This is a genomic window from Nocardia sp. NPDC056000 (assembly GCF_042269265.1).
GTDB lineage: Bacteria > Actinomycetota > Actinomycetes > Mycobacteriales > Mycobacteriaceae > Nocardia.
The window spans coordinates 266,209-282,062 of record NZ_JBHJXS010000012.1; the positions used below are offsets into that span (position 1 = coordinate 266,209).

Consider the following 15,854-nt stretch of genomic DNA (forward strand, 5'->3'; position numbering starts at 1 on the left):
GGTATTTCCGCGACCCCCCCAAATGGCTCGGGGCCGCTCCCCCGTTGAGGTGATTACACACCCCCTGGGTCGCCCCCGGGCCTTAACCGGGTCGCCGACAGTCGTTTTCGGCGATTGCGGCACCATTCGGCCCTAGAACTGCCGTAGTGCTGTCCGTACCCTGCCCTTGCTCGGATTAGGCTGGGACGCAGTGTAATTGCCTCATCTACCCTGGAATCCCCGCCAGGGAGCAAGCAGATGAAGCGGTTTCTTTTCTTCCTCATGACGATCGTCGCGGCCGCGTCGACCTACGATTACGCGAAGGCGGCGAACCCCTATCCCGTCATCATCATCGCGGGTGTGGTCGCGGCGCTCTATCTGGCCGAGAAGGTGATCCGCCAGCTCTAGTGGTTCACGAACGCCAAACACACGGTGCCATTGGCGGTTTCGTCGAATGAGCGCACCCCGCCCAATGCCGAATTGCTCATCGGCGGGCATTTCGAGGACTCGCCGATGCCCACGATCGCGGTGACCCGATACAGGGCGCGCTCATCCGAACACGGCACGACATCCTTACCCGCCACACAATCGCCGATCCTGGCCGCGGCGATATCGATCCGGGGCTTGTCCGGGGACAAGCGCAGCGAAACCAGGGTCACCGCGGTGGCGGCCAGGGCGATTCCGGCCAGTATGAGCGTCCATCGCATCCACGGCCGCAGGCCCGCTCGCGTCGTATCCCCTCGATTCACGCGAGGAAGCGTAGACCGAAAGCTCACGTAGCGCGTGCTCGGCCGATTGGCATATCTCGCCGTCTTACCGGCGAGATATGCTGCGGCTCAGTACTTTCGGATTCGGTTGGCCTGACTCGGTTTTCAGCAGGCCACTTCGGTGACCCGGGCGCCGTAGCGGGTTTCCGCCGCGCGCACCGCGGCCGAAATCGCCACCAGCGGCGGCACCCAGCGCGCCTCATCGGGCCCGATGCCCCATTCGGCCGCACCACCGGACATCGGCAGCGGCACCGTCGCACCCTCGGTGTGGACGATCGCGCCGGAAGCCCGCAGCGCCTCGATCGCCTTGGCCGCCTTACCCGCACCTACGACCAGATGAATCTCCCGCCGCTGCGCCCCGCGCACCTCGATGACCGGTCCGGACAGATTGTTCGCCCGCAGGAACCTGCGCACTCCGGCCGCCAGCGGCCCGGTGAGTTCAACAGCCGCGATCCGCTCATCGGTCACCAACCGGAGTCCCCCCGACGTCTCATCGACGTTCCAGCCGCGGTCGCGGTACTCCCGCACAACCTCCGACGAAACTCCCGAGACAGCGATCGAAACCATTGCGGGCACGGTGTTCTCCTCTTCACCAGGTGGATCGAGTTCACGCGGCAAACCTCCGCGACCACCACTTTCACGCCGAACCCTGAGACCCGGATCCGTTGAGCCTGTGAGCTTCCTGCGTAAGCGTGGCCGCCGTCCGCACCAAAAATTCTGCGCGCGAACGTCGTTGTATACATCGCTCGTTGGTCGCCTTTCGTATCAACCTCGAGGAGGATCCGGCATGTTCCCGATCACAGGAGATCTAGGGGGAGACCCTTAGCGGGAGTCAGTGAATCCGTGGCGGCGGGGGTGGCGGCGCGCCTGCGGAAGCGGGTGCGGGGGTACACATAGGGTTGAGCCCGTCCGCGGGAGCCTCGGTCGCGCCGCAGTGACATCCTGGTTGGTGAGCCCCTTCGGTGGCGGCTGGATCGGAGTCCAATGGAAATGGTTGCGCAGCCTCCTGTTCGGATCAATGTGGTGCCCGGAGCGCGACTGCTGGATCGGCAGTGGCTCGGGGAGCGGATATCCGATATGGGGATTTCCTGGGGAACCGGGGATTCCCGGGTGTCCGGGACGCTGTGGTGGTGCATGGTGGCGTCCTCGCTGGTGGACCCGATCGTGAGCGCGCAGGCCGCCGGGCTGCCGGTGATGGATCCGGCGCTGGCGAGCATCGGGCTGGAGATGCGCCCGGACGGGGGAGTCGAGCGGGTGCTGGCCATGTGCGAGCTGGGTCCCTCGGACGGGTCGGGGGTGGGCACGGACCATCCCGATGAGCCGGCGAAGGGTACCGGTGACCCGATCATGTTGGGCGTCGGCGGCGACCCGATTCAGGTGGAACCGGTGGGGCATGCACTGCGGCATACCTTGTCCGCGGTGATTCCCGTGGTGGCCGAGGTGTCCGGTGCCGGGGTGGCGGCGCTGTGGGCGATCGTGGCCGACGCCATCGGTAATCGCGCGCTCGACGCGGGCGCGCAGGAAGTGGGATCGGCGCTGGCCAGGGAGGTTTCCGGACGGCTTCCGGTACCCCGGTTCAGTGATATCGGCGGGCGCACTTTTGTGCGCCGCATCTCGTGCTGCCTGGTGTTCGAGGCCCCCGGCTGCGAGATGTGCACGAGCTGCCCGAAACGTCCTGCGGCACAGCGCGAGGCACTGCTGGAGGAGTTGGCCGCGCGGGGCTGACACCCCGGCACCAGGTCCATCGGCACGCGGTCACAGGCGTGCCGATAGCATGGACCGGCCAGACATCGCGGGGGTTTCCCGCGCTTACGACAATGCCAAGGAGTGCACAGCCGTGACCACCACAGCCCCGAAGAGCCCAGTCGCCCTCGTCCGGGTGTCGGCCGGGACTACGGCGGGTGCCGCGGTGCGCGAGGCCGACCTGCCGAGCAAGGGACCCGACGCGGTCATCGTCGTCAAGGACGGCGAGGGCAATCTCAAGGATCTGTCCTGGATTCCGGAGACCGACGTCGAGGTCGAGGCCGTCACCGCCGATTCCGAGGACGGGCGCAGCGTGATCCGGCATTCGGCCGCGCATGTGCTGGCCCAGGCCGTGCAGCAGGAGTTCCCGGGCGCCAAACTCGGCATCGGCCCGTTCATCAAGGACGGCTTCTACTACGACTTCCAGGTCGAGCGCCCCTTCACCCCCGAGGATCTCACCAAGCTGGAATCCCGGATGAAGAAGATCATCAAAGGCGCGCAGCGCTTTTCGCGCCGCGTCACCGATATCGAGGCCGCCCGCGTCGAACTCGCGAACGAGCCGTTCAAGCTGGAACTGATCAACGACAAGTCGGGCATCGACGATCCGGAGGTCATGGAGGTCGGCGGCAAAGAGCTGACCATCTACGACAACCTGGACCCGCGCACCGGCGAGAAGCTGTGGGGCGACCTCTGCCGCGGCCCGCACCTGCCCACCACCAAGTACATTCCCGCGTTCAAGCTGACCCGCAGCTCGGCCGCGTACTGGCGCGGTGATCAGAGCCGCGAGGATTTGCAGCGCATCTACGGCACCGCCTGGGAATCCCAGGAAGCCCAGGACCAGTACCTGCACCTGCTCGAAGAGGCCGAGAAGCGCGATCACCGCAAGCTCGGCCTGGAGCTGGACCTGTTCTCCTTCCCGGATGAGCTGGGCTCGGGCCTGCCGGTGTTCCACCCCAAGGGCGGCATCATCCGCAAGGAGCTCGAGGACTACTCGCGCCGCCGCCACACCGCCGCGGGCTACGAATTCGTCAACACCCCGCACGTGACCAAGGGCCACCTCTTCGAGGTGTCGGGCCACCTGGACTGGTACCGCGAGGGCATGTTCCCGGCCATGCACCTGGACGCCGAACTGAACGACGACGGCACCGTGCGCAAGCCCGGCCAGGACTACTACGTCAAGCCGATGAACTGCCCGATGCACAATCTGATCTTCCGGGCGCGTGGGCGCTCCTACCGCGAATTGCCGTTGCGGCTCTTCGAATTCGGCTCGGTCTACCGCTACGAGAAGTCCGGCGTCGTACACGGCCTCACTCGCGTCCGCGGTATGACCCAGGACGACGCGCACATCTACTGCACCAAGGAGCAGATGCACGCGGAGCTCACCACCACGCTCCAGTTCGTGCTGTCGCTGCTGCGCGATTACGGCCTCGACGATTTCTACCTCGAGCTCTCCACCAAGGATCCGAAGAAGTTCGTCGGATCGGATGAGCTGTGGGAGGAAGCCACCGAAACCCTGCGCAAGGTGGCCACCGATTCCGGTCTGGACCTGGTGCCGGATCCGGGCGGCGCGGCCTTCTACGGCCCGAAGATCTCCGTGCAGGCCAAGGACGCGCTCGGCCGCACCTGGCAGATGTCCACCATCCAGCTGGACTTCAACCTGCCCGAGCGTTTCGAACTCGAGTACACCGGCGCGGACGGCGCCAAGCACCGCCCGGTCATGATCCACCGCGCGCTGTTCGGTTCCATCGAGCGCTTCTTCGGTGTGCTCACCGAGCATTACGCGGGCGCGTTCCCGGCCTGGCTCGCACCGGTGCAGGTGGTCGGCATTCCGGTCGCCGACGCCTTCGCCGAGCACCTGGACGGGGTCATCGAATCGCTGCGTGATCACGGTGTGCGCGCCGAGGTCGACCGCAGCGATGACCGCATGCAGAAGAAGATCTTCAACCACACCGCGCAGAAGGTCCCCTTCATGCTGCTGGCCGGCGCCAAGGATGTGGAGGCGGGCGCGGTCAGCTTCCGTTTCCGCGACGGCACCCAGGTGAACGGTGTCCCGGTCGCCGAGGCGGTGGCGGCGGTGGTCGAGTGGATCGCGCACCGCGAGAACGACTCTCCGACCGCGGCGCGTTTCGAGAAGACGAACGGGTAGGGCATGACTGAACGTACGGCGGGCCTCACCGAAGATACCGCGGGGCTTGGGGATTCGGGTCCGCAGGCGATCGTCGACTGCGGACCGGGGGAACCGGATCGGTTGCAGCGGCTGTGGACGCCGTACCGGATGTCCTACATCACCGGGGCGACCGAGGAACGAAAGCCGGACGCGCCCAAGAAGACCGGGCACCCCTTCACCGACATCCCCGAGATGGCGGATGAGGACGGCCTGGTCATCGCGCGCGGCGAATGGGTGTACGCGGTACTGAACCTGTACCCGTACAACCCCGGCCACATGATGGTCGTGCCCTACCGCCGCGTGGCGAACCTCGAAGACCTCACCGTCGAGGAGAGCACCGAACTGATGGCCTTCACCCAGCAGGCGATTCGCGTGATGAAGCGCGTCTCGCGGCCGGAGGGCTTCAATGTCGGACTGAATCTCGGTGGCGTTGCCGGAGGTTCACTCGCCGATCACCTGCACCAACATATCGTGCCCCGCTGGAGTGGCGACGCCAACTTCATTACCGTCGTCGGCGGAGTGAAGGTGATGCCACAACTGCTGCGGGAGACCCGGGCATTGCTGGCTGGTGCATGGAAGGAATCCGAATAGCGTGCTGAGCTTCTTCGGTCGCGAAACGTTCGCCAAAGCGACTGCGCCCCTGGGCAAAGCACTGGTGAGCACCGGACTGACACCGGACGCGATGACGCTCATCGGCACCACCGCCTCGATCGCGGCCGCCGTGACGCTGTTCCCGTCGGGTCACCTGTTCTGGGGCACCATGGTGATCTGGCTGTTCGTCATGTTCGACATGCTGGACGGCGCCATGGCGCGCGCCCGCGGCGGCGGCACCAGATACGGTGCGGTACTGGACGCCACCTGTGACCGGGTGGCGGACGGTGCGATCTTCGGCGGGCTGGCCTGGTGGGCGGTCTACCACGAGAATTCCAAGATCCTGTTCGCCGCGACCCTGGTGGTGCTGGTGACCTCGCAGGTCATCTCGTACGCCAAGGCGCGCGCGGAGGCCAGCGGGCTCTCCGCCGACGGCGGCATCATCGAGCGTCCAGACCGCCTGGTCATCGGACTCGTCGGCGCCGGATTCACCGGTATCGGCGGCTATTTCGAGATCGAATGGCTGAGTTACGCGGTGTACGCGGCCATGTACATCCTCGCGGTGCTGAGCATCATCACCGTATTCCAGCGCGTGCTGGCCGTGCGCAATTCGCCCGGCGCGCGCGAGATCATCCCCACTGTGCCGAAAGCGCCGGAGGAACCCCAGCGGTGAGCAGCGATTTCACGTCCGCGATGACCGATAAGGCGTACGCGGCCGGGTGGGCGCTGGTGCGCGGACTCCCGGAGGGTATGGCGCGCAAGGGATTCGACGCCGGAGCCGATGCCGCCGCACGCAAGGCGAATCGTAAGTCGCGGGCGGGGGAGCCGAATCAGTTGCGGCACAACCTCGCCCGGGTGATCGGCACGACACCCGACGCGGTGCCCGACGATCTGGTGCGCGCGAGCATGCGGTCCTACGCCCGCTACTGGCGCGAGGCGTTCCGCCTGCCCGGTATGGATCACGCCGAAATGGTGCGCTCGGGCAGGCTTTTCGTCAATGAGGTCGAACACCTCGAAGCCGCCCTGGCCGCGGGTCGCGGTGCGGTGCTCGCCCTGCCGCATTCGGGCAACTGGGATATGGCCGGGGTGTGGCTGGTACAGAACCACGGCACCTTCGCCACCGTCGCCGAACGGCTGCAACCGGAATCGCTGTACGAGCGCTTCGTCGAATACCGCGAAAGCCTGGGCTTCGAGGTCTTCCCGCTGACCGGCGGGGAACAGCCGCCGTTCCCGCAGCTCGCGGACCGGCTGCGGAACAATCGCGTAGTTTGCCTGATGGGTGAACGCGATCTCACCGGCAAGGGCGTACCCGTCGATTTCTTCGGCGAGCGCACCTGGATGCCCGCCGGCGCGGCGAAACTGGCCATCGAGACCGGTGCGGCGCTCATCCCCGTGCACTGCTGGAACACCGTCGACGCGCAGGGCCGCGAAGGCTGGGGTTTCAAGACCGAAGCGCCACTCGATGTTTCGGGCGGCGCGGCGGCGGCCACCCAGTTACTCGCCGATCGATTCGCCGCCAATATCGCCGCCCATCCGCAGGACTGGCACATGTTGCAGCCGCTGTGGGAGAGTGATTTGTCGCAGTCGCGACTCGATCGCATCGCCGCGGTACAGCAGCAGTTGGGGAATCAGCAGCCCGGGGTGAAGCAGAACGCCGACGGGCACAGGGGAGACGGCGCGCTATGAGAATCGGCATGGTCTGCCCGTATTCGTTCGACGTTCCGGGCGGGGTGCAGGCGCATGTGGTCGAACTCGCGCAGGTGCTCATCGAGCGCGGGCACAAGGTGAGCGTGCTCGCGCCCGCCGCCGATGACACCCCGCTGCCCGACTATGTGGTGTCCGCCGGGCGCGCGGTTGCCATCCCGTACAACGGTTCGGTCGCCCGGCTCTCCTTCGGCCCCACCGCCTACACCCGGATTCGCCGCTGGATCGCCGAGAACGATTTCGACGTCCTGCACATTCACGAACCGAACGCGCCCAGCCTGTCCATGCTGGCGCTGAAGATCGCCGAGGGGCCGATCGTGGCCACCTTCCACACCTCGACCACGAAATCGCTGGTGCTCAGTACTTTTCAGGGCGTGCTGCGGCCGTACCACGAGAAGATCAGCGGCCGGATCGCCGTATCGGAACTGGCCCGGCGCTGGCAGGTCGAGGCGCTCGGCGGTGACGCCGTCGAAATCCCCAATGGCGTGGACGTTCCCGCCTTCGCGCACGCCCCGCTGCTGGACGGCTATCCGCGCGCGGGCGGCACGGTGCTGTTCCTGGGCCGCTATGACGAACCCCGCAAGGGCATGGACGTACTGCTGGGCGCGCTGCCGGAACTCGTGCGCCGCCACCCGAATATCGAAGTGCTGATCGTGGGTCGCGGCGATGAGGAGCGATTGCGCCGCGAAGCTGGTGAAAACGCCTCGCACCTGCGCTTTCTCGGACAGGTTTCGGATCGGGAGAAGGCGTCGGCGATGCGCAGCGCCGATGTCTACTGCGCGCCCAACCTCGGCGGCGAGAGCTTCGGCATCGTGCTGGTGGAGGCGATGGCCGCCGGAACCGCCGTGGTCGCCAGCGATCTGGACGCCTTCCGCCGGGTGCTGCGCGATGGCACCGCGGGCATGTTGGTCCCGGTCGGGGATTCGGATCTGCTCGCCGAGGCCCTCGATAACGTGCTCACCGATGCCGGACGCCGCGAGGAACTCATCCGCACCGCGAATCAGGTTGTCGGCGAATACGACTGGCCGGTCGTCGCCGAGCAGATCCTGCGCGTATACGAGACCGTCACCGTCGGCGATATGCGCGTGCGGACCGCCGGATGATCACTTTCTCCGCCACCACGATTCTGGTTCTCGCCTTAATCGCGGCCATTGTCATCACCATTGGCGTCTGGGCCTACACCACCGCCAATCGCCTGGACCGCCTGCACGTGCGTACCGACCAGGCCCGGCACGCCCTGGACGCGGCGCTGGCCCGGCGCGCGGTGGTGGCGCGTTCGGTATCCGCACTGCTCGGCCCGGACCAGACCGAACAGGCGCGGCGACTGGCCGCCCTCGCGGGCCGTGCCGAGCGCGCGGACTGGCAGGACCGCGAACCCATTGAAAACCAGCTGGCCGCAGCGCTTTCCGCGATCGATATCGATCAGCTGCCGCCGCAGATCGTGGCGGAGCTGGCCGATGCCGAGGCCCGCGTGCTGATCGCGCGCCGCTTCCACAATGACGCCGTGCGCGACACCCTGGCGCTGCGCACCCGCCGCCTGGTGCGCATTCTGCACCTGGGCGGCACCGCGCCGCTGCCGACGTACTTCGAGATCGCCGAACGGGTAACCGCCGCAGCCTCAACCGGGCTGGAAGTCGATACGGTCCGGACGTCGGCGCGAGTTGTATTGCTGGACGAAGAGAATCGCGTATTGCTGCTGCGCGGTCACGATCCGAAAGTCCCGGACGTGGAATTCTGGTTCACCATCGGCGGCGGCGTCGATCCCGGGGAATCATTGCGCGAAGCCGCTATCCGCGAGCTATACGAAGAAACGGGTTATCCCGCAGACTCTTCCGCATTGCGTGGACCGCTGTGGCGGCGTGTAGCGGTGTTTCCATTCAACGGCGAGCTGATTCGCTCGGAAGAACTGTTCTTCGCGCTGCGGGCAAAGAACTTCGAACCCAATCCGGCGAAACTCGATTTCATCGAGCGGCGTTCCATCACCGGTAATAAATGGTGCACCCCCGCAGATATCGCGGCCATCGACGCGGCGGGCGAGACCGTGTATCCGTATCACCTGGATCAGCTGCTCAGTGAGGCGATTAGCGCCGCGGACGGCGATGTCGATCCGGAAGTCCGCTCCATTCGCTGAATTTCCCCTAAACGCCGAACGCCACCGTGGATAACCGGGGTTATCCGTGGTGGCGATCGGTCCATGTGTCAGAGGCTTCGATTGTCCTCGAGCCCCTTGCGGGTCTCTGATTCAGATCAGGATACCCAGTCCAGCGAGGAATCCGGCTACAGCGAGAGCAGCGCCGACGCCGAATGCGCCGATGAGTCCGAGCAACATGATTTCTTTCCTTTCGTCTTCCGCTGGATTGCGGATACTCGGTTAATCTCACGCAAACCCGGATGTGTTTCACGAATTTCTGCGAAAAATACAAATAGGTGTTTGACCGGCCCGATGTGAACGGCATCACACCCCGGAATGGGATCCGAACCCGCGCGGGTCCGCTGGATGGGACGGGTGTGCCGAAACGGACGGCTGGAACAGGCCCGTCGAGCTACCGTGAGCCGGTCAATGTGAGCGGTGAAGGACTCGGAATGAAGTTGATGTACGCCCTCTGGGGCGCGGATCTGGACGAGCGGCTGCACGCCGCCGAGCTACGGCATCGGCTGGCCGATATCGGCGCCACCGAATTCCAGATCAACGTGCGTGATTCCGATGTGGCCGCGGCACAGGTCAAGCACAGCACCTACGAACAACCCATCGACGCGATCGTGAGCGTGCGCACCCGGGGCGGGCATGAACCCGTCACCGCCGCACTGGGTTCGGTGGCCGATGAGGTGAACGGCTGGACCGTCGATGAGCGCACCCCGATCATTCCGCCCAAGGTCGGCAATGGTGAGCGCACCGACGCCCTGGCCAATTTCGCGCTGCTGCGGATTCCGGACGAGCTGACCCGCGGGGAATGGCTGCACCGCTGGCATGATCTGCACACCCCGGTCGCCATCGATACCCAGGACACCTTCGGATACGTGCAGAACACCGTGCTCGAGCCGATCACCCCGGGTAAGCGGGTCGACGCCCTCGTCGAGGAACTCTTTCCCATGGCGGCCATGACGAGTGCGCACGCCTTCTACGGCGCGGGCGATGACGATGCCGAACTGCAACGCCGTGTCACCCTCATGATGGAGAGCGTCGTGCGTTTCGGCGCGCATCAGAACCTGGATCTGGTCCCGACCAGCCGGTACGTGTACGCCCTGGGCTGATCGCCCACCCCTGCGCCACCTCAGCGCATCCGGACACTCCGGACAGTCGATTCGTCACGCGGCAACCATTGAGACAACCATCACTCATACTGCTTCGTGACGATCTCCGTCCTCGTGTGTCTAACCATTGGAAGCGATGAGGAGGTGCTGGGACCATGCCGGACGCGGCGCTCACAGGTGTGTCCGACGATGCCACCCTGGCCGCACGCGTTCGTGACGGCGATATTCGCGCCTTCGAACAGCTAGTTCTCCGCTACGAGGGAGCCATGTTCCGGCTGGCCTCGCGAATGCTGGCGGACCGCTCCGAGGCGCAGGACATCGTGCAGGAGGTCTTCCTGACCGCCTGGCGGCGCATCGCCCAACTCCAGGACGATGCCGCCTTCTCGGGCTGGCTCTACCGCATGACCACCAATCGCTGCCTGAATCTGCTGCGCTCGCGGCAACTTCCGGTCGACGCCGATCCCGATGCCGCCGAATCCCCGCGCGTCGAGACCCGGCCCGAACACGCGGCGCAGGTCAACGGCCAATTGGAGGCGTTGACCGCGGCCTTGGGGGAGCTCACCCCCGAACAACGAGCGTGCTGGCTGTTGCGCGAGGTGCACGGCCGCTCATACGAGGAAATCGGCGAGATCGTCGGCGCGAACGCCACCGCGGTACGCGGTCGCATCGCGCGGGCCCGAGCCCAACTGGCGGAGGTGATGCAGCCATGGCGGTGACAGATATCGATACCGAACCGGACTATCTGCTGCCCTGCGGCCGGGCATTGGACAGCGTGTGGGATCGGCTCGACACCGTGCAGAACGGTGGCGGCGACGCCCACGAGGCGAGTTGCGCGCACTGCCGGACCGCGCGCGAGAGCCTGCTCGGCTTGCGCACCGCGACCCGGGAACTGATCGACGAACCCGATCCGCCGCCCGCGGACCTGGTGGAGCGCATTATGTCCGCGGTACGCGCGGAACGGCGGCGCGGCCAGGTGCTCGGCCTGGCCACCCCGCACCGGGGCACGGTCGCGGTGAGCGAACAGGCCGTCGCGGTGGTGCTGCGCTTCGCGGCCGACAGTGTGGCCGGGGTGCGGGCGCGACGCGTGCGCCTGCGGCCGGTCGGGGTCGGACCCGACGGTGAGACGGTCGTGCACATCTCCATGACCATCGCGGTCGAGGTGAACGGCGAAGGCGTACAGGGTCTGGTGCCGCAGGTGCGCGAACGCGTCACCGCCGCCGCATCGGCTCGCACGGGCCTGCTGGTCGGGCGGCTCGATATCGCGATCGTCGACGTCTATCAGGAAGGCGGCCGATGAGCCTGGGCCGCACCGATTTCCAGTGGGAGGGTCGATGAGTTCCCGGCGGGCGGAACTGGTGGTTGCAGATCCGGTGGTGGCCGGTGTGGCCGTGCGCGCCGCGATCGAGGTGCCCGGGGTGGTGCGCGTCGAACACGGACTGCGCGGGCTGGTCGCCGCGTTCAACCGGGCCGGAAAGCAGCTGTGGACCGGGTATGAGCTCGCCTCGACGAAAGGTGTTCGCGTGCACCGCAATGGCGGAGTGCTGGCCGTCGAGTTGGAGCTGGCGATCGCGGCCGGACAGCATGCCGGGGCGATCGGGGCCGAAGTGCAGCACGCGGTGATGCGGACCGTACGCGCGCAGACCGGGGTGCGCGTCGACGAGGTGTCGGTGACCATCATCGATATCGAACCGGAGGCCCGATGAAGGCGCCCGCGGAGCTGATCGACAAGATCGCCGAAGTGCTCTCGGCGCTCGACGGCCTCGAACCCGAACCCTCGATCACCGGCGGCCTGCCCTGGCCGGGCCGGAACACGGCCATCGACATCGTTGCCGGAATCATCGAAATCCGGGTGGTGGCAACGGCTTTACCGCTGCCCGCACTACTCGACCGACTGTCCGAGGCGGTGCGCCCGCTACTGGCCGATACCGCCTGGGCCGATGCCACCATCCGCCTGGTGGTCACCCACCTCGCCGCGAGCGCCTTCGAGGACGCGGCCCCCTGAGTTCCCGTTTGATCCGTTTCAGCACAAGCGAATTGGAGGCAGGCATGACTACGACCGCAACCGATAAGAGCAAGAGCGAAACACCGGCCGACACCGGCAGAAAGACCGCGCCGGGGACCAAGAGCGAGCTACACAGCGATCAGGGCAGCACCACCATCGCCGATATCGTGGTGCAGAAGGTGGCCGGTCTGGCCGCCCGCAATGTGCGCGGCGTCCATGATCTGGGCGGCGGCACCGCGCGCGCGTTCGGTGCGATTCGCGATCGCATTCCCGGCGCGTCCGCCAGTGTGGGACAGGGTGTTTCGGTCGAGGTGGGGGAGACCCAGGCCGCGGTCGATCTGGAGATCGTCGTCGAATACGGCGTCGCCATCGCCGAATTGGCGCGATCGATCCGCCGCAGCGTGATCGCCGCCATCGAGCAGATGACCGGACTCGAAGTGGTCGAGGTCAATATCAATGTCAACGATGTCTACATCCCCGAGGACGACGACGCTTCCGCCGCCGCCACCCGCGTCCAATAGTGCCCGCCTCGTTGAGGAGTCGCAGATGAACGCCACATCGATATGCCTGGCCGTCGGCATCGCGCTCGGATTCGCCGCGGCCTTCGGCGGTCTCGGCGCGTTCGCCATCGTGCTGGTGTTCGCCGGGCTCGGACTGCTGGCCGGGCGCTGGCTCGACGGTGAGATAGATCTGTCCGGATTGCTGCGCTCGGTCCGGGACCGGGGCCGGCGATGACCGAGGCCGTCGTGCAGGAGCCCGCGGGCCGGACGACGGTGAGTGATCGTGCCGTACAGCGCATTGCCGCGCGCGCCGCACAGGAGGTCGACGGGGTGCGGGGGCAGGTCACGGTCGATGCCCGGGTGACCGGTGATTCCGCGGTGCTGTCGGTGCGCCTGCCCGTCCGCTATCCATTGCCGGTGGCCCGGATCGCGGAACAGTGCCGGAACCATCTGATCCGGCGCACCGCCGAACTGGCCGGGCTGGCGGTGACGGGACTCGATATCTCCATCTCGGAGATGGTGGTCGAATCGCATTCCACGGCAGTCGATTCCGCGGTTGCGAGGGTGCGATGACGCGCCTGCCGCGTCGGGTGATCCCGGCCGTGCTGCTGGCGCTGACACTGCTGACCCTGTGCGTCATCGCGGTGATCTCACTGTCCGAACGACTGCTCGGCCGCACGGAATTGGTGTCCTACGACGCGGTGGCGCGGCGACTGCGCGCCACCCATTGGAATGATGCGCTGGTGCTGGGCACGGGTATCGCGATCGCTGCGGCGGGACTGGTACTGCTGCTAATCGCCGTGGTGCCCGGACGCCCCGTGGTGGTGCCGCTCGAAGAACTCGACGGTATCCCCGCCGGGATTTCCCGCCGGGGCCTGCGCGCGGCGCTGCGCCGCGAAGCCGGTTCGGTACACGGCGTGGAATCGGCCCGGGTCAGCATGGGCGGTAAGCGGATTCAGGTCTCGGCGGCGACCGGCCGGGCCGAGACCGCCGGGCTGGACGGTGCCATGCGCGATGCCGTGACCGGAGCCCTGGACCGAATCGCACCGGCGTCGCGTGCACCGGTGCGGACCCGACTGCGATCGCACCGGCCGAAGGAGCGATAGATGACCGAACTCAATCGTCCCGCCCGACTGAACCGGGCGGTGCTCGCCCTGGCGGGTTTGGCGCTACTGGCTGCGGGCGGATACGCGATCGCCGCGAATCGCGGCGGAATCGGCTGGGTCGACGCGGACGGTGCGCTGGTCCCGGGCACCGGCGCACCGCCGGACTGGGTATTGCTGGCCATCGTGCTGGGCGCGGTGGCGCTGGGCGTGCTCTGCCTGCGCTGGTTGCTCGCCCAGGTCTTCCGGCTGCCGCGCGCGGTGGAATGGGAACTGTCGCACGGGAATTCCGCCGGGGCGACGCTGCTGGCGTCCTCGGTCGCGGCCGATGCTATAGCCGCCGATATCGAACGCTATTCCGAGGTTCGCGAGGTCTCGGCCGTACTGTCCGGGCCGGGCAGCGCCCCCGATCTGCATCTCATCGTCACCGCCGAACCCGGTGCGGATCTCACCGCCCTGCGTCGCCGTATCTTCGGCGAGGCCGTCCCGCGCCTGCGTGAAGCGCTCGAGGTCGAGATCATTCCGGTCAGCATGGAACTGCGTTTCGCCGAAAAGCCCGCGCGCACACGCTGATTCATCAGGTGTGCGCCCGGGCCTCCGGGACGATGCGATCGTGTGCCGGAGAATCACTGCGACTGTGCCAGCGACTCGCAAATGCGACTTCATCTGCGACACGCAATCCGACTGCGGCTCCGATTGACGCCACGACTGATGCTACGACGAACGTTACGACTTTCGATACGACGTTAACGCTGTTCGGCTGCGACCCGCGCCTCAGCCGAAGGACGAACTGCGCACCGGCCCCGGTGAATTGAGCCTGGTGCGCGGGCCGCGCAACCAGGTGTCCCGGGTCGCGGCGATGAACGCGGTGAAATAGCCATCGGAGTCCGGCGGGGTTTCACCGTCGCCGGTGTCGGGCGTTCCCTCCGCCCGCACGATCTCCGCCGCGAGTTCATCCTCGGACCGGGTGTCCGGCTCGGTTGTCGCGCCGTCGATGCGTAATCCGGGCGACCACGGATCGTTGATCCGTTGCACCAGCAGTCCGGTGATATCCGCGCTGACGGCGGGCGGCCGGGTCCAGCAGGTGGCGTGCTCGAACAGGATCTGGCCATCCGCGCGCTCATCGAGTGTGCGGACCAGATCGTGGTCCAGTTCGCTCAGGTCGTAGGCCACCACCAGGGTGTCGGTGGCGCCGGGCGTGTACGGCAGGGTGGGCAGGCCGAGCAGCTGCGCCGCGGCCAGGCCGAGAACGCGATCGGCGCGACCCGGCAGCAGCGACACCGATCGCGGCTCCCGCCCGGTGGCCGACAGGGTCAGCGCCAATCGGTTCAGGCTGTATCGGCACAGCTCCGGACCATCGCCGAGATAGGCCCAGCGCCCGGTCATTCCGGCGGTGAAACCGTACGGCGACAGGGTGCCGAGGTATCCGCCCGTCAGGGTGAAATGCCAGCCGCGTAGATCGGTCCAGTCCAACGGGGTGACGGTCCGGGCACTATCGGAGCGTTCGAGCATGCGCGCCACACGATCGCGGGCGAACAGCCACCGCTCATCCTCCGGCGGCGGCAGGGTCGCGAATTCCGCACGGGCACGGTCGAGATCGCCGGACAGGATGGCGTTGTAGATCAGTAGATAGCGATCCGGCCAGGGCCGCAGCGTTGCCTCGTGCGCCAGCAGCGTCTCGACGGCCTCGTGGTGCCGGTATTCATCCTCGAACGCGGTCACGAGTTCATTGAGCGCGAGCGTGGACTCCGGATCGAGCCGCAATGCCTCGCGCAGTACCGGAATGGCCAGGAACGAAATACCGCGTTCGATGCATTCGTAGCCGAAAGTGGTGAGCGCCTTGGCATCCGAGGGCTGTTCGAGTGTCGCCTCGGCGGCCGCGGCCAAATCCTCGAAGTCGACGGCGCGGGCGAGCGGGGCCGCGATGGCGGCGATGTCGTGCGGCGGTGTGTGATCCGCGATCGGGCGCAGGGTGCGCACCGTCCCCGGCACATCGCCTTCCGCGAGTAGCTGCCGGGCCTGTTCCAATTCTTCAATCATCGTGGT

Annotated in this window: 21 protein-coding genes; 18 read left to right on the forward strand and 3 right to left on the reverse strand. The window is 66.8% G+C overall.

The features are described 5' to 3' along the window. Nucleotides 1–237 precede the first annotated feature (237 nt). Nucleotides 238–387: a hypothetical protein gene (locus ACFC4D_RS32815; RefSeq protein ID WP_364632171.1), complete on the forward strand. Its 150-nt coding sequence runs from the start codon at nt 238–240 to the stop codon at nt 385–387. Here ACFC4D_RS32815 and ACFC4D_RS32820 read toward each other — a convergent pair. Together ACFC4D_RS32820 and ACFC4D_RS32825 are read right to left on the reverse strand one after the other, a co-directional pair. Continuing rightward, the gene (locus ACFC4D_RS32820) at nt 384–728 is read right to left on the reverse strand and encodes a hypothetical protein (protein ID WP_375953689.1); all 345 of its coding nucleotides are present in this window, start codon (nt 726–728) and stop codon (nt 384–386) included. The genes ACFC4D_RS32815 and ACFC4D_RS32820 overlap by 4 nt on opposite strands. A gap of 123 nt (nt 729–851) precedes the next feature. Beyond that, the gene (locus ACFC4D_RS32825; RefSeq protein WP_375953688.1) at nt 852–1,313 is read right to left on the reverse strand and encodes a hypothetical protein; all 462 of its coding nucleotides are present in this window, start codon (nt 1,311–1,313) and stop codon (nt 852–854) included. A 417-nt stretch (nt 1,314–1,730) separates the two neighbouring features. On the opposite strand from ACFC4D_RS32825, the gene ACFC4D_RS32830 reads away from it, so the two are divergent. From ACFC4D_RS32830 to ACFC4D_RS32910, 17 genes are all read left to right on the forward strand, one after another. Continuing rightward, nucleotides 1,731–2,471 (forward strand): (2Fe-2S)-binding protein, encoded by a 741-nt coding sequence (locus tag ACFC4D_RS32830; protein WP_376068969.1) that lies wholly within the window; start codon nt 1,731–1,733, stop codon nt 2,469–2,471. A gap of 112 nt (nt 2,472–2,583) precedes the next feature. After that, on the forward strand, nt 2,584–4,635 hold the full coding sequence (thrS, locus tag ACFC4D_RS32835; protein WP_376068971.1) for a threonine--tRNA ligase: 2,052 nt from the start codon (nt 2,584–2,586) through the stop codon (nt 4,633–4,635). A gap of 3 nt (nt 4,636–4,638) precedes the next feature. Then, complete coding sequence (locus ACFC4D_RS32840; RefSeq protein ID WP_364632183.1) at nt 4,639–5,247, forward strand: HIT domain-containing protein; 609 nt, start codon at nt 4,639–4,641, stop codon at nt 5,245–5,247. Nucleotide 5,248: 1 nt separating this feature from the next. Continuing rightward, nucleotides 5,249–5,920, forward strand: a complete 672-nt coding sequence (gene pgsA / locus ACFC4D_RS32845; protein WP_364632185.1) for a phosphatidylinositol phosphate synthase — start codon at nt 5,249–5,251, stop codon at nt 5,918–5,920. Then, nucleotides 5,917–6,933: a phosphatidylinositol mannoside acyltransferase gene (locus tag ACFC4D_RS32850; protein ID WP_376068972.1), complete on the forward strand. Its 1,017-nt coding sequence runs from the start codon at nt 5,917–5,919 to the stop codon at nt 6,931–6,933. The genes pgsA and ACFC4D_RS32850 overlap by 4 nt, the downstream gene beginning before the upstream one ends. Continuing rightward, on the forward strand, nt 6,930–8,054 hold the full coding sequence (locus tag ACFC4D_RS32855) for a glycosyltransferase family 4 protein (protein ID WP_376068973.1): 1,125 nt from the start codon (nt 6,930–6,932) through the stop codon (nt 8,052–8,054). The genes ACFC4D_RS32850 and ACFC4D_RS32855 overlap by 4 nt, the downstream gene beginning before the upstream one ends. Then, nucleotides 8,054–9,082, forward strand: coding sequence for an NUDIX hydrolase (locus ACFC4D_RS32860; protein ID WP_375955926.1), 1,029 nt, complete (start codon nt 8,054–8,056; stop codon nt 9,080–9,082). The genes ACFC4D_RS32855 and ACFC4D_RS32860 overlap by 1 nt, the downstream gene beginning before the upstream one ends. Nucleotides 9,083–9,534: 452 nt before the next feature. Beyond that, nucleotides 9,535–10,203, forward strand: coding sequence for a hypothetical protein (locus ACFC4D_RS32865; protein WP_375953678.1), 669 nt, complete (start codon nt 9,535–9,537; stop codon nt 10,201–10,203). 155 nt (nt 10,204–10,358) lie between these two features. Continuing rightward, a complete protein-coding gene (locus ACFC4D_RS32870) occupies nt 10,359–10,919 on the forward strand; it encodes an RNA polymerase sigma factor (RefSeq protein ID WP_375953676.1) in 561 nt (186 codons plus the stop codon). Next, nucleotides 10,910–11,500: an anti-sigma factor family protein gene (locus ACFC4D_RS32875; RefSeq protein ID WP_375953674.1), complete on the forward strand. Its 591-nt coding sequence runs from the start codon at nt 10,910–10,912 to the stop codon at nt 11,498–11,500. Before ACFC4D_RS32870 ends, ACFC4D_RS32875 begins: the two co-directional genes overlap by 10 nt. Before the next feature lie 34 nt (nt 11,501–11,534). Continuing rightward, nucleotides 11,535–11,906, forward strand: coding sequence for an Asp23/Gls24 family envelope stress response protein (locus ACFC4D_RS32880; protein WP_375953672.1), 372 nt, complete (start codon nt 11,535–11,537; stop codon nt 11,904–11,906). Continuing rightward, a complete protein-coding gene (locus tag ACFC4D_RS32885) occupies nt 11,903–12,205 on the forward strand; it encodes a hypothetical protein (RefSeq protein ID WP_376068975.1) in 303 nt (100 codons plus the stop codon). The genes ACFC4D_RS32880 and ACFC4D_RS32885 overlap by 4 nt, the downstream gene beginning before the upstream one ends. Before the next feature lie 44 nt (nt 12,206–12,249). After that, nucleotides 12,250–12,726 carry an Asp23/Gls24 family envelope stress response protein gene (locus tag ACFC4D_RS32890; protein WP_375953668.1) on the forward strand — a complete coding sequence of 159 codons (477 nt, stop codon included), beginning with the start codon at nt 12,250–12,252 and terminating at the stop codon, nt 12,724–12,726. A gap of 25 nt (nt 12,727–12,751) precedes the next feature. Further along, nucleotides 12,752–12,940 carry a hypothetical protein gene (locus ACFC4D_RS32895; RefSeq protein ID WP_364632201.1) on the forward strand — a complete coding sequence of 63 codons (189 nt, stop codon included), beginning with the start codon at nt 12,752–12,754 and terminating at the stop codon, nt 12,938–12,940. Beyond that, nucleotides 12,937–13,278, forward strand: a complete 342-nt coding sequence (locus ACFC4D_RS32900; RefSeq protein ID WP_376068976.1) for an Asp23/Gls24 family envelope stress response protein — start codon at nt 12,937–12,939, stop codon at nt 13,276–13,278. The genes ACFC4D_RS32895 and ACFC4D_RS32900 overlap by 4 nt, the downstream gene beginning before the upstream one ends. Then, nucleotides 13,275–13,811, forward strand: a complete 537-nt coding sequence (locus tag ACFC4D_RS32905; RefSeq protein WP_376068977.1) for a DUF6286 domain-containing protein — start codon at nt 13,275–13,277, stop codon at nt 13,809–13,811. The genes ACFC4D_RS32900 and ACFC4D_RS32905 overlap by 4 nt, the downstream gene beginning before the upstream one ends. Beyond that, nucleotides 13,812–14,381, forward strand: coding sequence for an alkaline shock response membrane anchor protein AmaP (locus ACFC4D_RS32910; protein WP_375953662.1), 570 nt, complete (start codon nt 13,812–13,814; stop codon nt 14,379–14,381). A gap of 201 nt (nt 14,382–14,582) precedes the next feature. Here ACFC4D_RS32910 and ACFC4D_RS32915 read toward each other — a convergent pair whose 3' ends face one another. Continuing rightward, nucleotides 14,583–15,848 (reverse strand): hypothetical protein, encoded by a 1,266-nt coding sequence (locus tag ACFC4D_RS32915; RefSeq protein WP_376068978.1) that lies wholly within the window; start codon nt 15,846–15,848, stop codon nt 14,583–14,585. Nucleotides 15,849–15,854 lie beyond the last annotated feature (6 nt).